The organism is Sphaerisporangium melleum (assembly GCF_014646695.1).
GTDB lineage: Bacteria > Actinomycetota > Actinomycetes > Streptosporangiales > Streptosporangiaceae > Sphaerisporangium > Sphaerisporangium melleum.
The window spans coordinates 147149-164860 of record NZ_BMNT01000005.1; the positions used below are offsets into that span (position 1 = coordinate 147149).

Here is a 17712-nt window from a genome sequence, read left to right on the forward strand (position 1 = left end):
TCGGCACATTCTTGTCGGACGCTCACAAGGAGATCTCGGCCGAACCCAGCACACCCACCAATACCTTACGTAATAATAAGACCACGGAAAGTAATAAGAGGTGATAGAAGCTCTGTAGCGCGGTCCAGGTAGGGCCGTGCTTGAGTATGAGGGGGCGCCCGTGAGTACGGATTCGATCGATCCGCATGCCTCGGTGTGGCATCTGTACGGGGCTGTGATGCGGCACCTGCGGGAGAGCAAGCGCAATCTCGGGCTGCGCCGGGCCGGGGAAATGATGTACACCGACTTCTCAAATCTGGCCAAATGGGAACGCGGCGAACGCGTTCCCCCGGCGGACATGGTCCAGCGGCTGGACCAGGTGTACGACGCCCGGGGCATCCTGGCGGCCTTGTACGAAGTGCTGGTCGATTTCAAAACCGCCACCGAATCAGCCCAGCGGTACGCGGGTAGAACCCTGGAAAACCCCGCATATGCCAACGGAGACGACGACATGGAACGTCGAGCCGCCCTCCACCTCCTCGCCGGACTCGGCACCCTCGGCACGTTCGGCACCCTCGGCATCACCGCCGAACCCGTCCGCGAACTCCTCGACCGCTCGTACGACTACCCGCACCGCGACCTCGCCGACTGGGAACTCGCCTGCGCCGACCACCTCCACGCCCTGCGCACCCGCCCCTGCCACCAGGTCGTCGCCGACCTGTCCATCGACCTGGCAGCGGTCCGCCGCCAATCGCAGACATCCACCCCAGCCGAGGCGACCGAACTCCAGCGCATCATCGCCATGCTCGCGTCGCTCCAGGCCAACGCGCTGAGCAGGCTCGGAGCACACGGCGCGGCTCTCCGCTGGTGGCACAACTCGCGCCAGGCCGCCGATGCCTCGGGAGACCTGGAACTGCGACTCGTCGTCCGAGCCGAGGAAACCGGCCACGGCCTCTACGGCCAGCGCGCCCCCGAAACGATCCTGTGCATGGTCCGCGACGCCCAACAGCTCAGTGACAAGCCCTTCCCGAGCCTGCTGAGCACCGAGGCCAAGGCACTGTCCATGCTCGGCAGACACGACGAGGCACTCAATACGCTGACCGCCCTGCACAAGGCGGTCGACACGGGCGGCAGCGACCGGTACGGCTTCTGGAAGCAGGAGGGAACCCACTTCGCGGAAAGCTGGGTGTGCGCCGGAGTAGGTGACGAGGCCGCAGCCGGCACCGCGCGGGAGAAGGTGCTGGAGCTCACCCGCGACTACGTCTATCCGACCAATGTCCATCTCCACGGCGCTCTCTGCACCGTGACCCAAGGCGGGATCGACGAGGGCCTACACCAGGCGTCGGCGACGATAGACGCGGTCAGCCCCGCCTACCGCACTCACCACATCCTCGAAACCGCCAACCTGATAATCCGTGCCGTCCCCCACGACCAGCGCACCCGTCCCGCCGTCACCGAGTTCCGCGAACTCCTGGCCGCCACGCCTCCTCCGCAACGCGCCTGACGTACGGACTCGTCCTCCGGTGTGGGCGGAAGCCCTTGCCGGACCAGGTGCGGGACTCCAGCGCTGACGCGCTGGAGTCCCCCCCTCCTGCACCTCACCAGAAATGTCTACGCGTCGGCGGACCTGGCCTTCGCCTGCTGGAGCGCCTCAGCGATGGCGGCGAACTCGCTGAGCGCGGCCTCCAGGTCCTCCACGATCTCCTGGGCGATCACCTCGGGCGGCAGCAGCGAGTCGGCGTCCTCCAGCGAGGGGTCCTTCAGCCAACTGATGTCGAGGTTGACCTTGTCCCGCGCGATCAGCTCCTCGTAGGCGAACGGCCGGAACCGCTCGGTCTCGACCCGGTGCTTGTGCGGCTCCCCCGGCCGGTAGCACTTGACGAAATCGTCCAGATGGTCGCGGCGGAGCGGGTTCTGCTTCAACGTGAAGTGCTGGCCGACGCGGAAGTCATAGACCCACAGCGTTTCCGTCCACGCCTCGCCGGGACGGGCTTCCTTCTTGTCGAAGAACAGCACGTTGGCCTTGACCCCGCCGGCGTAGAAGATGCCGGTCGGCAGCCGCAGCAGCGTGTGCACGTCGAACTGCTTGAGCAGCCGCCGCCGTACGGTCTCGCCGGCCCCGCCCTCGAACAGCACGTTGTCCGGGACGACCACCCCGGCCCGGCCGGGGATGGCGAGCATCGAGGCGATGTGCTGGACGAAGTTGAGCTGCTTGTTGGTCGTGGTGGTCCAGAAGTCGTTGCGGGTGTACGAGATCGCCTCACGGTCCGCCCGGCCGTCCTCGCCGATCACCGTGATCGAGGACTTCTTGCCGAACGGCGGATTGGCCAGTACGACGCTCGGGTGCCGGGCCGGCGGCTCGGCCAGCGCGTCCCGGACGTCGATCAGCGACGGCCCATTGGGCTTGCCGATGCCGTGCACGATCATGTTCATCGCGGCAAGCCGCGCGGTGCCGTCCACCAGCTCGGTACCGCTGATCCCACCGAGGGCGAGCCGGTCGCGCTGCTCGGGGGTGAGGCTGGAACCGTAGCGATCGACGATGTACTCGTGCGCCGCCAGTAGGAAGCCTCCGGTGCCACAGGCCGGGTCGGCGATCGTGTCGTCCGGCCCCGGCTGGAGGCAGTCGACCATGGCCGAGATCAGCGCACGCGGGGTGAAGTACTGCCCGGCCCCGGTCTTGACGTCCTCGGCCCCCTTCGCGAGCAGTTCCTCGTAGGCGTCCCCCTTGACGTCGGACCCCTGGCTCGACCAGTTCTCCTTGCCGATCAGATCGACGATCAGCCGCTTGAGCTTCGCCGGATCCTGAATCCGATTCTGCGCCTTCCGGAAGATCACGCCGAGCGTTCCAGGCTGTTTGCCGAGCTGCTCCAACGTCTCCCGATAAGCCGACTCCAGTTTCGGGCCTTCCAGATCAAGCAACGCCTGCCACCGAGCCGCCACCCCAGCCAACGCCGTATCCGGATTCAGCCGCCGATTGGCCCGCTCATGCGCCATCTTCAAAAAGAGCAAATAGGTGAGCTGCTCTACATAGTCGATCGTGGACACACCGTCATCGCGAAGGACATCACAGTAGTTCCACAGCTTCGCGACCAACCGTCGCGTGTCCACCGCACTCAAATCAATGTCCCCTGTTCTGATGTTTCATCACATTTCGCACGACTACTGCGCTTTCCCTCGATTGATTTCTGCCTGGTACGGCTGCCCTGGCGGTTAGCAACCCGCACGGCACCCCGCTCCGTCTTAATCTGCTCCAGCAGCATCGAAGCAGGCTCATCCTGCGGATTTTGCGCAATCAAATGACCCGAAATGGCGTCTGCCAGTAGAGCCCTACGGAGATGCATGATGCGAACCTTGGACCGAAGCACAACTCCAGCCATCCGCACCATTAACGAAAGCCCTTCTTTCACAGTAGCAACAATTCGCTCCTGTTCGGAAAGCGGGGGCAACGGCACCAGGAAACGATCTATCTGCCAGCTGTGAATATGCTGTATCAGACTGCCGCCATTAAGCCGATCTACGAACCGCCGAAAGATGGGCGATCGAAATACCAGCCACACGTATTCAATATTTGCCGCAACAGGAGTGAGCCTCGCCAGCCGTTGATTCAAAAGGGCCTCTTCGCCAGCCCCGGTCAGACAAACACGCCCTAGGAACTGGTCCTTAAGGGACTGGGCAGTCAAATTCATCACGAGCGCTTGCCCTCGGATTAAATACGCTTCACGCTTCTTCATATACTCGACTGGAAGGTACCGCGTGTTCGATGACGACCATTCCAGACGCCCGGACGAGTGTAGATTTCCTGGGCGGATGAGACGAATCCCCTTGGAGGCGTAGTCCGCCGACGGGAAGGCCACCCCATTTAGAGTTCTTCCCAGCTCCCTCCATTGCACCCACCGCCAACTTTCTGGAAGGTCGACAGGCGCCAAAACCTCTTTTGCTGCCGACGGCAGGTCTCGACGATTGCTATCGTCACGCGACCTTTCACCACCCAGAAGGGTCTTAGATCTCGAAATGAGGTCCACTACAGATCCGTCGGTCCCATCCCGACTCGACAATCCTCCCGTGACTGCGGATTGCAGTAGCGACGCAAAATACATTTCCATCTTGCCACTCACGGCATCAAGAGACTTCTCCCCTTTATCTAAATGAGATAAGCACCCTTCGATAGCTGCGATGATTCTGTGCTGCTCCGCAAGAGGGGGAACTGGGAACAGTAATTCCATCAGGCGGGAGGCCTCTATGGATGCAACTGTGGTTCCAGCTTTTCGGCAGTCCCGCAAAATGTTCCCCTCTAGGGAGCGAAGCCCCCACGCAATCCAACGAGGGTCGATTCCGCCGAGGGGAACCACCGCTTTCATGTCCTGATTGAGAGTGGTCGCGAAGGGGACGAGTCCGATTGGAAGCTTGCGTTCCAGAATTCCCGAGCGGACGACGATGGCAACTGAGCCAGCAGGCACAAGTCGAACTGCAGAGCTTTCCACTGCGACTTCGGTGATGTGATCCTGCGTCTTCAATATGACGTCCGTCCCCATGTCCTTTGGCGATAGCCAGGGAACCGATCCGTTATCCCAGAAGTCCGCACGGGCCTTTGACGGTGTTCCTCCGCCGTACCAAGTGCCAAGGTCACCTAGGGGTACACGTTCCCAGCCGGAGGGAAGGTCGGTCATGCGGTGAGGTTCCTGTTCAGGTCGTCGAGGAGGGATTCGGCGCGGTCGTCGCCGAAGGCGTAGAGGAAGCCGTCGGTGCCGCCGCGTTCGGTGAAGGGGGCCTTGTCCAGGTCTTCGTGGTCGAAGACGGCGCTACCCGCGACCACGTCGCGGATCTGTTCCAGCCACCAGACCTGGTCGGGGCTGAAGCGGACGCCGGCCTGTTCCTGGCGGGCGAGCCAGTTGGTGAAGCGTTCTTCGATGACGCTGCGGTGCGGCCGGGGCTGTCCGTCGATGAGTCCGAGTTCGAAGCGGATGAGCTGGATCAGGTCGCCGGCGCCGTACCGGGTCCCCTGCCGGGCGGCGGCCTTGCCGACCTGCTCGTACGCCTCCCACAGCCGGTCGGGGGTCCACTGGTAGGGCGGGCGGGCCAGCCGGGAGGTGAGTTCCTTGAGCTGCCGGTAGACCTCGCGCCCGGCGGTGCCGCTGCGGTAGGCGATCTCCAGCGCGGTCAGCTCGTCCCGGTGCTCCTTGACGTAATCGGCCCAGGAGGTGACGACGCGTTCAGCGGTCTCACCCCGGTCCACACCGCGCGCTTCGAGCAGGTTGTCCGGGTTGACCTCGTCGTATACGACGTCGTGTGCGCGACGGATGTCGAGCAGCCGCTGCCGGAGCTCCGGGTCGGCCAGCGGTTCGACGGCCTGTTCCACCAGCCGGCGTTCCCAGCCCTTGCCGGTCCGCCGGGCCTCGTCCAGCACGTCGGGGTCGTTGCAGCGAGCCAGGCTGCGCACCACCTCGGTCATTGGCCGGGCGGCGAGCCGTTCCAGCTCCGCGCGTTCCTCGGGGGTGATCTGCTTGTTGAGCCGGGCGAGCCGGGAGGCCAGGGTCGAGGTCTCGTCCAGGGTCAGGCTGAGCGTGCCGGCCTTCTTGAGCAGCCGTTCCAGGCTGATCTGCCGTTCGGTGTGCTTCTCCAGCGGGGAGGCGTCCACCCGCTCGGAGTCGGTGACGCCGACCGCATCGACCAGTACGAACCGGTCTTTGGCGGCGACGTCGGGGGTGACGGAGTGCAGCTCGTCGGGGTCGATGCTGCGGGCGCCGCGTCCCTTCATCTGCTCGAACATCGCCCAGCTCTTCACCTCGTTGAGGAAGAAGACGCACTCCAGGGGCTTGATGTCGGTGCCCGTGGCGATCATGTTGACGGTGACCGCGATGCGTAACTCCGGGTTGTTGCGGAAGGCCGCGATGAGCTTGTCCGGGTTCCTCGCCGTGTAGGTGATCTTCTGGCAGAAGTCGTTGTCCTGGTCGAAGATCTGGCGGACCATGGCGACGATCTCCTCGGCGTGGTTCTCGTCCACCGCGAAGATCAGCGTCTTGGGCACGTACTTCCGCTCGGGCTGCCCCGGCTCGCGAGGGAAGATCTCGGTGAACAGCCGGTCGCGGAACGTCTCCAGGACCAGCTTGAGCTGGCCCTTGCTCACCACCTTCCGGCCGAGCTGGCGGCCGGTGTAGGTGAAGTCGTCGTCCAGCTCCTCGTACCGCTGCGCCCGGGTCTTGCGGTCCAGCTTGGGCACGACGATGCCCTCGGGGATGACCGCGCCCTGCTCGCCGATCTCGGTGCGGATCCGGAAGACGTTGAAGTCGACGTTGACCCCGTCGGCGACCGCCTCGGTGTAGGTGTACTCGCTCACCAGGTTCTGATGGAAGAAGCCAAAGGTCTGCGCGACCGGGGTCGCGGTCAGGCCCACGACGAACGCGTCGAAGTACTCGATGACCGCGCGCCACAGACCGTAGATGGACCGGTGGCACTCGTCCACGATGATCAGGTCGAAGGTCTCCGGCGGGATCTTCGGGTTGTACTCGACACCGACCGCTTCTTCGATGTCGTAGGAGTCGAGCGCCTCGTCCTCGGTGTCTGCGGAGGGGATCTCCTTGCCCTTGAGCATGGCGTAGAGCCGCTGGACCGTGCAGATCACGACCTTGGAGGAGTCGAGCATGTCGGCGCCCGCGAGCCGCTGCACGTTGTACAGGTCGCTGAACTTGCGGCCGTCGTCGGGCGTGACGTAGTTGGTGAACTCGGTGAGCGCCTGCTTGCCCAGGTTGTTCCGGTCCACCAGGAACAGGACACGCTGTGCCCCGGCGTGCCGGAGCAGCCGGTAGGACGAGGTGACCGCGGTGTAGGTCTTGCCCGCCCCGGTCGCCATCTGGATCAGCGAACGCGGCTCGTTGCGGGCGAGCGCCGCCTCCAGTCCCTGTACGGCACGCACCTGCGCCGGGCGCAGCCCCCTCTCCGACAGCTCCGGCAGGCCGCGGTGCAGCTTGGCGCGGAAGGTCTGCGCCGACTCGTCCTCCTCGGCCGCACGCATCCACCGGGCCAGCGTCTCGGGGCGGTGGAAGGAGAACACCTCGCGGGAGCGGGGGGTGGGGTCGAGAGTGTTGGTGAAGTGGGTCTCGGTCGCCGTGGTCTCGTACCGGAACGGCAGCGGCATCCGCCACGCCTGCATCTGCTGGGACGCGGTCAGCCTCTCGGCGTAGCGGGCGGACTGCCGCTCCACCGCGCGCAGCGCCGTCCCCTCGCGTTTGGCCTCCACGACGCCGACCAGCTTGCGGTCGGCGTACAGCAGGTAGTCGGCCGGGCCGCTGGCGGTGTACGCCTCGCGGACGGCCACCCCGTCGCCGGCGAACAGGTTCACCCGGTCGGCGTCCTGCACCTGCCAGCCGGCGGCGCGGAGCATCCGGTCGACCTCCTCGCGGACCTCCCGCTCGGTGCGCGGCTGCCGGGCCACGTGCACGGCCCGCGCGATGAGGTTGTCCCGCTCGGCGGCGGATGGCTTCTTGATCCTGGTGAGGCTGCGGGTGAACGCGTCCTCCATCTCGGTCAGGCGCGCGTTCAGCTCCTCGACCAGGGTCTGCAACCGATCGCGGTCGGCGGTCGCCCGCTGAAGCTGGTGCTGGGCCTCGATGCGCGCCTGAGCCTCGGCCTCCAGCAGGGTGGCCTTCTCGTCCCGGGTGACCAGGGCCTCGGCCAGCCGTTCGCGGTGGGCGGCCAGCTCGGCGCGGAGCTGGTCGAGCTGGGCCTGCTCGGCCGCGTTCCCCGCCTGGGTCGCCTCCGGGTCGGCGGGCGGCACGAACGCGAAGGTGCGCTGGTCGCCGGGCCGCAGCGACCGGTGGAACCAGAGCCCGAGCTCGAAGCAGAGCTTCACGCAGTTGAGCGCGGCGCGGACGTCCCCGTAGTGGGTGTGCACGGCCCGGTTGCCGGAGGCCCGTACCTGGTCGAACGCCTGGCGGATCTCCGGGACCAGCACGCCGGCCCGGCTCAGCGCGTGGACGCGGCCCTTCTGGTCGTCCTGCCGGACGGAGGTGTTGGTGAGCCGGACCAGCATCTTGGCCAGGATCTCGGTGAACCGCCGCGCCTTGTACATCGCGGCGTCGGGGTCGGTGTGCACGTGCGACTCGGCGGAGACGCCGTCCAGGACGAGCATCGGTTCATGCGGCAGCAGAAAGCCGAAGTTGGGCGATCGCTGCGCCAGCTCCTGGATATGCGTGCTCATCCTGCAAGTCCCACCTGTTCATCGTCATCCGTGATCAACAGAGCCTTGCAGGTTATCTCAAGTTCGCGGCCGGAACTACTGATCAATGGGTATTGATTCACGCTCGACGATAATCATCACGGCACGTATTCATAAAGGCGCGATGAGCGAATGATAACGGCCGTCCATAATTCTCCGCCCGCTTTGGTGGCGAGGAAGAGGGACGACCCCCGTGCGGGATGAAGGCGGCGCCGCTCGGTCCTGCGGACCCGCGCGACCGGCGCACGGGCCGACCGCCGGAATGCGGGGAGAGCGCCGAGATCCGTCCCGCGCGACGGCCATCGTTCCGGCGCAGGCCGAGAACCACGTGGACCGAATTGCCGAAATACCTGCCTCCCCGCGTGCTGGATGGATAAGATCGCGCAAAAGTTACCAAAGGTACTCGGGGGACGAAAGTGACGCTCAGTCGGCGTGAAGTGTTCAAGGTGAGCGCCGGGCTGGTGCCCGCGATCGCGCTGTCCGGATCGCCGGCGTACGCGGCGGGAGCGCCCACCCTCACGGCCACGGGCACCGCGCCCTCGCAGCTGGCCGCGCTCGACACCGTGATGAAGACCTACATCAAAGAGCGGAACATCCCCTGCGCCCAGCTCGCCGCCGTCAAGAACGGCAAGCTCGTCCTGGCCCGGGGATACCGCTACAGCAGCGACACGACCGTCCCGGCCGTGCAGCCGACCTCGCTGTTCCGGATCGCGAGTCTCAGCAAGAACATCACCGCCGCGGCGGTCCTGCGGCTGGCCCAGGACGGCAAGGTGTCGCTCGGGGCGAAGGTGGCCGAGCTGCTCGGCCTGCCGACCACGACCGACCCGCGGCTGAAGGACGTCACCCTGTGGCGCCTGATGCAGCACACCGGCGGCTGGGACCGCGACATCTCCGGCGACTACCTGATGGCCGATCGGACCATCGCCGCCAAGCTCGGCATGTCGCTGCCGATCGGCAAGAGCGACATCGTCGCCTACGCCGGCGGCCGACCGCTGGACTTCGCGCCGGGCGCCCGGATGGCCTACAGCAACTACGGCTACCTGCTGCTCGGCCTGGTCATCGAGAAGGTGTCGGGACAGAGCTACGAGTCGTACGTGAAGCAGAAGCTGCTCGCTCCGGCCGGCGTCACCCGCATGCGGCTCGGCCGTGGCCTGAGGTCGCAGGCCGCGGCGGGCGAGGTGCCGTACTACTCGCAGTACACCTCCAAGACCGTGCTGGACGACTCGGGCACCATCGTGCCGGCGCCGTACGGCGGCTTCAACATGGGAAACCACGACGCCAACGGCGGCTGGCTGGCCTCGTCGGTCGACCTGGTCAGATGGGCCCGGATCTTCGACGCCGCCGGCCCGGTGCTGAACGCCACCTCGATCACCCGGGCCTTCGCCAAGCCGGAGATCGGCGTCAGCGCGGACGGCTCCTGGTACGGGTGCGGCTGGTACGTACGCCAGGTGACCGGCCACCTCAACACCTGGCACAGCGGCAGCCTGCCCGGCACCTACAGCTACCTGGCCCGGCTACAGAAGGGCTTCACCTACGCGGCCGTCTTCGACCAGCGCGAGGAAAGCGGCACCCTGGACTACGACGTGCTCAGCTCCCGGATGAACACCGCGTGGAACGGCGTCGCCACATGGCCGACCGGCGACCTCTTCCCCAAGTACCTCTGATCTTCCCCACGTACCTCCGGCCCGAACGGCAGCGGCGGTCACGCGCCGCGCCGAAGCTCCTCGGGCGATGAATTTCCCGGCGGTACGAGCTGGCAAGGCCATGGCACCCAGGCGGTTCTCGGCGCCAAGACCAGCGCGACGATCTCCGGGCATATCGTGCCGACCGCAGGCCTGATCCTCTTCTTCGTCAACCGGTGATGCCGGCGCGGCGGGCGCGTTCGACGACGGGGGCGACGACGCGGGCCAGCTCGTCCACGTCGGCCTCGGTGGAGGTGTGGCCGAGCGAGAATCGCAGGGAGCCGCGCGCCCGTACGGCGTCCGCGCCCATGGCGAGCAGCACGTGCGAGGGCTGGGCGACTCCGGCGGAGCAGGCCGAGCCGGTCGAGCACTCGACTCCCTTGGCGTCCAGCAGCATCAGCAGGGCGTCGCCCTCGCACCCGGGGAAGGAGAAGTGGGCGTTGCCCGGCAGCCGCTCGTCGGGGTGCCCGTTGAGCACGACGTCCGGCACGGCCTCGCGGACCCTGGCGATCAGTTCGTCGCGCAGAGCGCGCAGCCGGGCGGCCTCGGCCTCCTGGCGCTCGACGGCGACCCGTACGGCGGTCGCGAACCCGGCGATCGACGCGGCGTCCAGGGTGCCGGAGCGGACGTCACGCTCCTGGCCTCCGCCGTGCAGCACCGGCACCGGGTCCACCCCGCGGGCGAGCAGCAGGGCGCCGGACCCGACCGGGCCGCCGACCTTGTGCCCGGAGATGGTCATCGCGTCCACGCCGGACCCGGAGAACGACACCGGCAACTGTCCCACCGCCTGGACGGCGTCGGTGTGGAACGGAATGCCGTACTCGTGGGCGATCTCCACCAGCTCGCGGATCGGCTGAACGGTGCCGACCTCGTTGTTGGCCCACATCACGCTGACCAGGGCCACCCGCTCGGGGGCCTCCTCGATGGCGGCGCGCAGGGTCTCGGGGTGGACGCGGCCGTACTCGTCGACGGCCAGCGGCTCCACGGAGGCGCCCTGGTGCTCGGCCAGCCAGTGGGCCGGGTCGAGGGCGGCGTGGTGCTCCACGGCGCTGATCAGGACGCGGTCGGCGCCATGGGAGGCGCGGCGCGCCCAGAAGAGGCCCTTGACGGCGAGGTTGTCGGCCTCGGTGCCGCCGGAGGTGAACACGACCTCGCTGGGTCGCGCGCCGAGCGCGCCGGCGATCGTCTCGCGCGACTCCTCGACGACCCGTCGGGTGCGGCGGCCGGCCGCGTGCAGGGACGAGGCGTTGCCGACGCGGGCGAGCTGCGCCGTCATCGCCTCGATGGCCTCGGGGAGCATCGGCGTGGTCGCCGCGTGGTCTAGGTAAGCCATGGCGTACTCCAGCGTAACCCAGTTCGCGCGCTGTACCGTCCAGCCGGTATAGTAACGGTCGTGCGGAAAGACGAGCTTTTGAACGCGGCGGAAAGCCTGCTGGCCGACCAGGGCGCCGGGTGCCTCACCCTGGCCGCCGTGGCGGAGCGGGCCGGCGTGAGCAAGGGCGGTCTTCTCTACCACTTCGCCACCAAAGAAGCCCTGATCAAGGCCCTGATCGAGCGGCTCATCGCCGACTTCGACGAGCTGGTCGCCGCCCAGGACGAGAGCTCCTACACCCGGTCCTACCTCGCGGCGACCCTGGCGGCCGTCCGCTCCGGGCGCCTGCGGCGCTGGGCGGTGGTCACCGGCGCGGCCGGCGACCCGCAGCTGCTCGCCCCGCTGCGCGAGGCCATGTGCCGCTGGCACCGCGCGGGCATGGAGGCCGAGGCCGACCCGATGGCGGCGCAGATCGTCCGCCTCGCCTGCGAAGGGCTGTGGGACGTGGCGACCCACGACCCCGAGATCTACGACGAGTCGCAGTACGAGGAGCTGCACCAGCGCCTCCTGGCCCTGCTGCCAAGCCCATGATCATCGCACCGCACCCTTTATGACCCGATCCGTCACCTTGTAGGCGCCCTTCCCTGCTGATCCCGGGACAGGGCCTTTTCCGCGTGGCCGCGCGCCGTTTCCCCCTGCCTCCCGTCCGCCCTCGCGGTCTTCCGCCTGTCGGCGGCATGGGAGTCGCCGCAGCGCTCTGGCCCGTCGGCATTCATTCGATCACGGACATCCGCCCTGCCTGCCTCCTGCCCCCCGGCGACACCCGTCGCACCCGAGGCCGGGCCGGCGCTCGTCCGCGCAACCCGTCCCCACCTGTGGACACGTACGTGAAAAGGAAACTGTGATGACCCCCGTTCTGAGGGTGGCCCGCTCCCGGGCGATCCTCACCTTCGTCCTCGCCGGCCTGATGTGCGGCACGTTCACCGTGCGGATCCCCGCGCTGGCCGAGAAACTCGGCATCTCCGAGGCCTCGGTCGGCGTCGCCCTCCTCGCGTGGGGGCTCGGAGCCCTGGTGACCATGCAGTCCATGCGTGGCGTGATGGCACGGGTGGGCAGCCGTGCCGTCCTGCGGGTCGGCGCCCCGCTCAGCGCGGCGACGCTCGCCGGGGTGGCCTTCGCGCCCTCCCTGCCATGGCTGGTCGCCGCGACCGCGCTGTTCGGCATGGCTTTCGGCGCGGTGGACGTCGCGATGAACGCGCAGGGCTCCACGGTCGAGCAGGCGTACGGGCGTCCGCTGATGAACGGCATGCACGCCGGGTGGTGCGTGGGCGCCGGCTCGGCCGGCCTGCTCGGCACCCTCGCGATCTTCCTCGAGGTGCCGTTCACGGCCAACCTGGTCGCGGTCGCGGTCGTCTCGGCACCGGTCGCCTACCTGCTCAGCCGCGGCTTCCTCCCGGACGGAACCCCCGCCGTGGACCTGCCGGCGGGGCAGGCGGACGTCGCCGTGGGCACCGTCGTACGCCCGGCCTCTAGGAAGACCGGTTCCAGGAGGAACTCCGCGAACTCCGGCAACCCGCTGGGTTCCGCCTCCGCCGGTTCCACGGCTTCCACGAGCTCCGCGAACTCCGCTGCCTCCCGCCGTGGCAGTACCCGGGCACGGATGCCGCGCTTGGTCTACCTGCTCGGCGCGATCGCGTTCGGCGCGTTCATGGTCGAGGGCGCCGTCGCCGACTGGAACGGGCTGTTCCTGCGCAACGTCATCGGCGCGCCCGAGGCGGTCGCCGCCCTCGGCTACCCGATCTTCGAGGCCGGCATGCTGATCGCCCGGCTCATCGGTGACCGGCTGCGTGCGAGCCTCGGCACCCGCCGCCTGATCGCCGCCTCCGGCCTCGGCACGGCGGTCGCGTTCACCGTGGTGATCACGACCTCCTCGCCGGTGGTCGCCGTCGCCGGGATGGCGCTCGTCGGGCTCACCGTCGCCGCGATCTCCCCGATCGCGCTCTCGCTCGCGGGCACCGCCACTCCCACCCCCGGCCCGGCGATCGCCCAGACCGGCGCGATGGGGTACGCCGGCCTGCTCCTCGGCCCGGTCGTGATCGGCTTCGTGTCCCACGCCACCACGCTGCGCCTCGCCCTCGGCATCGCCATCGTCCTCGGCGTCCTGATCGCGGTGGCGGCCCGCTTCCTCCCCCGCACGCAGCCCCGCCTGGACGCCACCACCCTCCAGCCCACCCCCCTGCGCACCCCGGCCCCCGAGCCCCTGGAACTGGTCGCCTGACGGCGAAACGCCCGCCGCCTTCAGAGAGGCGGCGGGCGTCGGGTTCAGAGACGAACCGAAGTCACGGTGCAGCGCGGCCTGATACCGGCACCGGTCGACCTCCAAGGCGGCCTTCCCCTGATGCCGCCGGACAATGCCCTCACTCAGATCGGCAAGATCATTCCGGGGTACGGCTCAGCGCGCCTCGCCCGTGCGCTCGGTCGCCAGGCTGCGGACGTACGCCTGGATGCGGTCGCGGTCCTCCGGGAAGACGCTCTCCCACTCGTCTTCGAGCGCGAACCATCGCGGCGGTTGACCACTCTCCCCAGCGAGCGGAAGGTCACGGCCGATGATCGCGGCGTACGACAGGCCCAGTGTCGGCGACCAGTCCGGATGGTAGGAACGCACGGACACCGCCGCCGGCGCCGGCAGCAACTCGGCGCGCAGGCCGGTCTCCTCAGCCAGCTCACGCGACGCGGCGGCCCGGGGTGTCTCGCCCGGCTCCACCTCGCCGCCGGGCGGTACCCATCCACGCCGGCGATGCCTGACGAGCAACACATGGGTGAAGGCGGGGTCGATCACCCAGACCTCCGCCGCCAGCGGCTCCATCGGTCCGTGCCGCGCCCGCTCCAGCCAGGCCCGAGCCTCGTCGAACTCCCACACGGCAAGGCCGGCATCCGCGACCGCCGCCTCCAGCGCCCCTCGCCCCGTCACATCGTGAGTCATCCCGCCACCACCCATTTGGCCGTGTTCTCAACGCCCTCGCAGAGCTTCATCATGGCCGGTGTCGTACATCTCACGGAGAGCTAAGCGGACAAGGGATGGCTAAACCGCCCGCCGAGGCCGGCCAGCGCTGTTCGATGGACTCGCCGGAAGACGAAGGAGGGCGCCGCGTCCTCGGCCGAATCGCCGAGGGTGCGACGCCCATCCTGCTCGATCGCGTTGGTGCTACTTGCGCTTTTCTACTTCTTCGGTGAGTTGGGGGACGATCTGGTGGAGATCGCCCACGATGCCGAAGTCGGCCAGTTCGAAGATCGGCGCCTCGGGGTCCTTGTTGATCGCGACGATCGTCTTGGCGGTCTGCATGCCGGCCCGGTGCTGGATGGCGCCGGAGATGCCGGCCGCGATGTAGAGCTGCGGCGCGACGGTCTTGCCGGTCTGGCCGACCTGGAACTGGTGCGGGTACCACCCGGCGTCGGTCGCGGCGCGCGAGGCGCCGACCGCGGCGCCGAGGGCGTCGGCGAGCTTCTCGATGACCGAGAAGTTCTCCGCCGAGCCGACGCCGCGGCCACCGGAGACCACGATGGCGGCCTCGGTGAGCTCGGGACGGGCGCCCTTCTCCTGCTTGACCCGCTCGACGACCTTGGCGGCCTTGTCGGCGTCGGACAGCGCCACCGTGACCCGCTCCTCGGCGCCGGCGCCGGGCGACGGCTCGGGGGTGGTGGAGTTGGGGCGCACGGTGATGATCGGGATGCCCCTGCTCACCCGCGAGCGGACGTTGACCCCGCCGCCGAAGATGGACTGCTCGGCGGCGAAGCCGTCCGCGATGCCCACCGCGTCGGTGATGACGCCGGAGTCGGTCTTGATCGCCAGGCGGCCGGCGACCTCCTTGCCCTCGGCGGTCGCGGCCACCAGGACGCCCGCGGGGGCGGCGGAGGCGACGAGCTGGGCGAGGAAGCCCGCCTTGGGCGCCACGACGTAGTCGGTGATCTCCTCGGCGTCGGCGACGTAGATCTTGTCGGCGCCGTACTCGGTGAGCTTGGCCGCGGCGGCCGGGGTGAACCCGGGGCCGGCCCAGGCCGCCGACGGGGAGCCGAGCCTGCGCGCGAGCGTCAGCAGCTCCAGGGTGACCTTCTTGATCTCTCCGTCGACGTGCTCGACGAGAACCAGAACTTCAGCCATCGGTCGCCCCTCAGATGAACTTCTTCGACGCGAGGAACTCGGCGGCCTTGGCGCCGCCGTCGCCCTCGTCCTTGACGATGGTGCCGGCCGCGCGCGGCGGGGCGACGGCGAACTCCGTCACCTCGCTCCAGGAACTCGCCAGCCCGACCTGCGCGGTGTCGATCTCGGCGTCGGCGACGCCGAAGGTCTGCACCGGCTTCTTCTTCGCGGCCATGATGCCCTTGAACGACGGGTACCGCGGCTCGTTGATCTTCTCGACGACCGAGACGACGGCGGGCAGCGTGGCGGTGACCTTGTCGTAGCCGTAGTCGGTGACCCGCTCGATGGAGATGGCGGACCCGTCGATGTCGACCTTGCGCGCGAGCGTGAGCTGCGGAGTGCCGAGGCGCTCGGCGAGCATGGCGGCCAGTACGCCGGTGCGCGCGTCGGTGGACTCCGAGCCGAGGATGACCAGGTCGAAGCCGATCTTCTTCAGCGTCTGGGCCAGCGCGTGGGAGGTGCCGAGGGCGTCCGAGCCGTGCAGGGCGTCGTCGACCAGGTGGACGGCCTTGTCGGCGCCCATGGCGAGGGCCTTGCGGATCGTGTCGGTGGCCTTGGCCGGGCCCATCGTGAGCACGGTCACCTCGCCGCCGTGCGCTTCCTTGATCTTCAGTGCCTCTTCTACCGCGTACTCGCACAGCTCGTTGATGACTCCGTCGGCGGCGTCACGGTCGAGCGTGTTGTCCTTGCTGCTCAGCTTGCGCTCGGTCGCCGTATCGGGGACCTGCTTCACGCAGACGACGATGTTCATGGCCGGTGGCCGACCTCCCGTTTCACTGGCGCCGGCGCATCGCTGGGCCGGCGCCGACTGATCGGCACGTGCGCGCGGGGTACGCACACGTCGTACACACCGCTCCGGTGACCGGCACCGGAGCGGCACTCAGACTGCCACGCGCCTCGGGACGCGATGACGTCGGGTGGCCCGGGACGATCTCCAGGTCCGGAAACCCATCCCACGTCCTCCCTCACTGTACCCAGAGTTTGTTACTCACGAGTAGCTTAGCGGCATACCCGCAGGGTGCGCCCTCCGGGGCCCCGCACACCGTGACCTTCCCACCCTACCGAACTATATTCCAGTGCCCTCGGCCGCGGCGGCGGGGTCACCCCGCGAAGGTCACCAGCAGCAGGACGAACAGCACCGTGCCGAGGGCGAGCAGCAGAGTGAGCGGGCTGAAGAACGCGATGAGCGCGGCGTACAACCCGACGGTAGCCCCCGCGCTGACCAGGTCGAACACCACCCGTGACCGCGCACGCGCGACCACGCCCGCCGCCGCGTCGCCCAGCACGCCGACGCCGTAGGCGGCGAGCACCAGCAGCGACATGTCGGGCAGGTACCGGTGGACGGCCGCGGCGACCAGCCCGGACACGATGCCGGACCCGGCGACCCAGCGGCGGCGCACCGTGTCGCGGTGGCGCACCCGTGGGTCGGCCACCGCGCCGGCGTCCTCGCGGCTGCGCGCCCGCAACGCCTGGGTGGGCGGCTCGGGGGAGGCGTCACGGCGCCGGCGCTGCGCCGGGATCTGCACCACCGGTGCCGCGGTGCCGAGCCGCGCGCACAGCTCGGCCGCGGCGGGCCGGGCCGCCGGGTCGCGCCGCAGGCAGTCGGCGAGCAGCGCGGCCAGCCAGGACGGCACCTCGGCGAGGTCGGGCTCGTGGTGGACGACGCGGTAGGCCACCGCGGGCGGCGGCCCGGTCCCGTACGGCTGACGGCCGGAGGAGGCGTAGGCCATCGTGGCGCCGAAGGCGAACACGTCCGCGGCGAAGCTCGCCTCCCCGCCCTCCAGGACCTCGGGGGCGAGATAGCCGGGAGTGCCGAGCACGGCGCCCGAGGCGGTCACCGAGGCCGAGTCGAGCGCGCAGGCGATGCCGAAGTCGATCACGTACGGCTCGCCGTCGGCGATGATGACGTTGGCCGGCTTCAGGTCGCGGTGGACGACCCCGGCCGCGTGGATGGCGGCCAGCGCCTCGGCCAGCCCGCGCGCCAGCCGGGTCAGGTCGTCGCCGCGCAGCGCCCCGCCCTCGGCGAGCACCGCGCCGAGCGAACGGCCCTGGACGTACCGCGTGACCAGGTAGGGGCGTGGGCCGGTGAGCTCGGCGTCGAGCACCTCGGCCAGGTGCGGCCCGCGCACTCTGCGCATGGTCTCGACCTCGCGGGCGAGCCGGGCGAGCGCCGCCTCGTCCGCCGCGACGTGCGGGTGCAGCACCTTGACCGCCACCGTGTGGCCCTCGCGGTCGAGCGCCAGATGGACCTCGCCGAAACCGCCCGCGCCGAGCCGCGACAGCAGGTGGTACGGCCCGAGCCGATCAGTGGTGCTCATGCCACTCCTTC

General features: G+C 68.7%; 12 protein-coding genes. 4 read left to right on the plus strand and 8 right to left on the minus strand.

Features of this window, described 5'->3' with window-relative positions; translation table 11 throughout:
- The first annotated feature begins 160 nt into the window (after positions 1–160).
- Positions 161–1483 carry a helix-turn-helix domain-containing protein gene (locus IEY93_RS06000; RefSeq protein ID WP_189161949.1) on the plus strand — a complete coding sequence of 441 codons (1323 nt, stop codon included), beginning with the start codon at positions 161–163 and terminating at the stop codon, positions 1481–1483.
- A gap of 107 nt (positions 1484–1590) precedes the next feature.
- Here IEY93_RS06000 and IEY93_RS06005 read toward each other — a convergent pair whose 3' ends face one another.
- The 3 genes from IEY93_RS06005 to IEY93_RS06015 are packed head-to-tail and all read right to left on the minus strand — an operon-like array spanning position 1591 to position 8173.
- The gene (locus IEY93_RS06005; protein ID WP_203968354.1) at positions 1591–3087 is read right to left on the minus strand and encodes a class I SAM-dependent DNA methyltransferase; all 1497 of its coding nucleotides are present in this window, start codon (positions 3085–3087) and stop codon (positions 1591–1593) included.
- 5 nt (positions 3088–3092) lie between these two features.
- A complete protein-coding gene (locus tag IEY93_RS06010; protein WP_189161951.1) occupies positions 3093–4646 on the minus strand; it encodes a restriction endonuclease subunit S in 1554 nt (517 codons plus the stop codon).
- Complete coding sequence (locus IEY93_RS06015; protein ID WP_189161952.1) at positions 4643–8173, minus strand: type I restriction endonuclease subunit R; 3531 nt, start codon at positions 8171–8173, stop codon at positions 4643–4645. The genes IEY93_RS06010 and IEY93_RS06015 overlap by 4 nt, the downstream gene beginning before the upstream one ends.
- Positions 8174–8637: 464 nt before the next feature.
- Between IEY93_RS06015 and IEY93_RS06020 the strand changes: the two genes are divergently transcribed.
- Entirely contained in the window at positions 8638–9855 is a 1218-nt protein-coding gene (locus IEY93_RS06020; RefSeq protein WP_229690897.1) for a serine hydrolase domain-containing protein, read from the plus strand.
- Between the two features lie 187 nt (positions 9856–10042).
- On the opposite strand, the gene IEY93_RS06025 is transcribed toward IEY93_RS06020, so the two are convergent.
- The gene (locus IEY93_RS06025) at positions 10043–11206 is read right to left on the minus strand and encodes a cysteine desulfurase family protein (RefSeq protein ID WP_189161954.1); all 1164 of its coding nucleotides are present in this window, start codon (positions 11204–11206) and stop codon (positions 10043–10045) included.
- Positions 11207–11266: 60 nt separating this feature from the next.
- Between IEY93_RS06025 and IEY93_RS06030 the strand changes: the two genes are divergently transcribed.
- Complete coding sequence (locus tag IEY93_RS06030; protein WP_189161955.1) at positions 11267–11776, plus strand: TetR/AcrR family transcriptional regulator; 510 nt, start codon at positions 11267–11269, stop codon at positions 11774–11776.
- 313 nt (positions 11777–12089) lie between these two features.
- Positions 12090–13463 carry an MFS transporter gene (locus tag IEY93_RS06035; protein ID WP_189161956.1) on the plus strand — a complete coding sequence of 458 codons (1374 nt, stop codon included), beginning with the start codon at positions 12090–12092 and terminating at the stop codon, positions 13461–13463.
- A 174-nt stretch (positions 13464–13637) separates the two neighbouring features.
- On the opposite strand, the gene IEY93_RS06040 is transcribed toward IEY93_RS06035, so the two are convergent.
- From IEY93_RS06040 to IEY93_RS06055, 4 genes are all read right to left on the minus strand, one after another.
- On the minus strand, positions 13638–14168 hold the full coding sequence (locus tag IEY93_RS06040; RefSeq protein WP_189161957.1) for an NUDIX hydrolase: 531 nt from the start codon (positions 14166–14168) through the stop codon (positions 13638–13640).
- 222 nt (positions 14169–14390) lie between these two features.
- Positions 14391–15344: an electron transfer flavoprotein subunit alpha/FixB family protein gene (locus tag IEY93_RS06045; RefSeq protein WP_189161958.1), complete on the minus strand. Its 954-nt coding sequence runs from the start codon at positions 15342–15344 to the stop codon at positions 14391–14393.
- Positions 15345–15354: 10 nt separating this feature from the next.
- A complete protein-coding gene (locus IEY93_RS06050; RefSeq protein ID WP_189161959.1) occupies positions 15355–16134 on the minus strand; it encodes an electron transfer flavoprotein subunit beta/FixA family protein in 780 nt (259 codons plus the stop codon).
- Positions 16135–16483: 349 nt separating this feature from the next.
- Positions 16484–17701 (minus strand): serine/threonine-protein kinase, encoded by a 1218-nt coding sequence (locus IEY93_RS06055; RefSeq protein WP_189161960.1) that lies wholly within the window; start codon positions 17699–17701, stop codon positions 16484–16486.
- Between the last annotated feature and the right edge of the window lie 11 nt (positions 17702–17712).

Coding starts and splice junctions, on each gene's coding strand:
- IEY93_RS06010 (WP_189161951.1), bottom strand. CDS start 4,646: ATGACCGACCTTCCCTCCGGCTGGGAACGTGTACCCCTAGGTGACCTT.
- IEY93_RS06025 (WP_189161954.1), bottom strand. CDS start 11,206: ATGGCTTACCTAGACCACGCGGCGACCACGCCGATGCTCCCCGAGGCC.
- IEY93_RS06015 (WP_189161952.1), bottom strand. CDS start 8,173: ATGAGCACGCATATCCAGGAGCTGGCGCAGCGATCGCCCAACTTCGGC.
- IEY93_RS06040 (WP_189161957.1), bottom strand. CDS start 14,168: ATGACTCACGATGTGACGGGGCGAGGGGCGCTGGAGGCGGCGGTCGCG.
- IEY93_RS06050 (WP_189161959.1), bottom strand. CDS start 16,134: ATGAACATCGTCGTCTGCGTGAAGCAGGTCCCCGATACGGCGACCGAG.
- IEY93_RS06055 (WP_189161960.1), bottom strand. CDS start 17,701: ATGAGCACCACTGATCGGCTCGGGCCGTACCACCTGCTGTCGCGGCTC.
- IEY93_RS06045 (WP_189161958.1), bottom strand. CDS start 15,344: ATGGCTGAAGTTCTGGTTCTCGTCGAGCACGTCGACGGAGAGATCAAG.
- IEY93_RS06035 (WP_189161956.1), top strand. CDS start 12,090: ATGACCCCCGTTCTGAGGGTGGCCCGCTCCCGGGCGATCCTCACCTTC.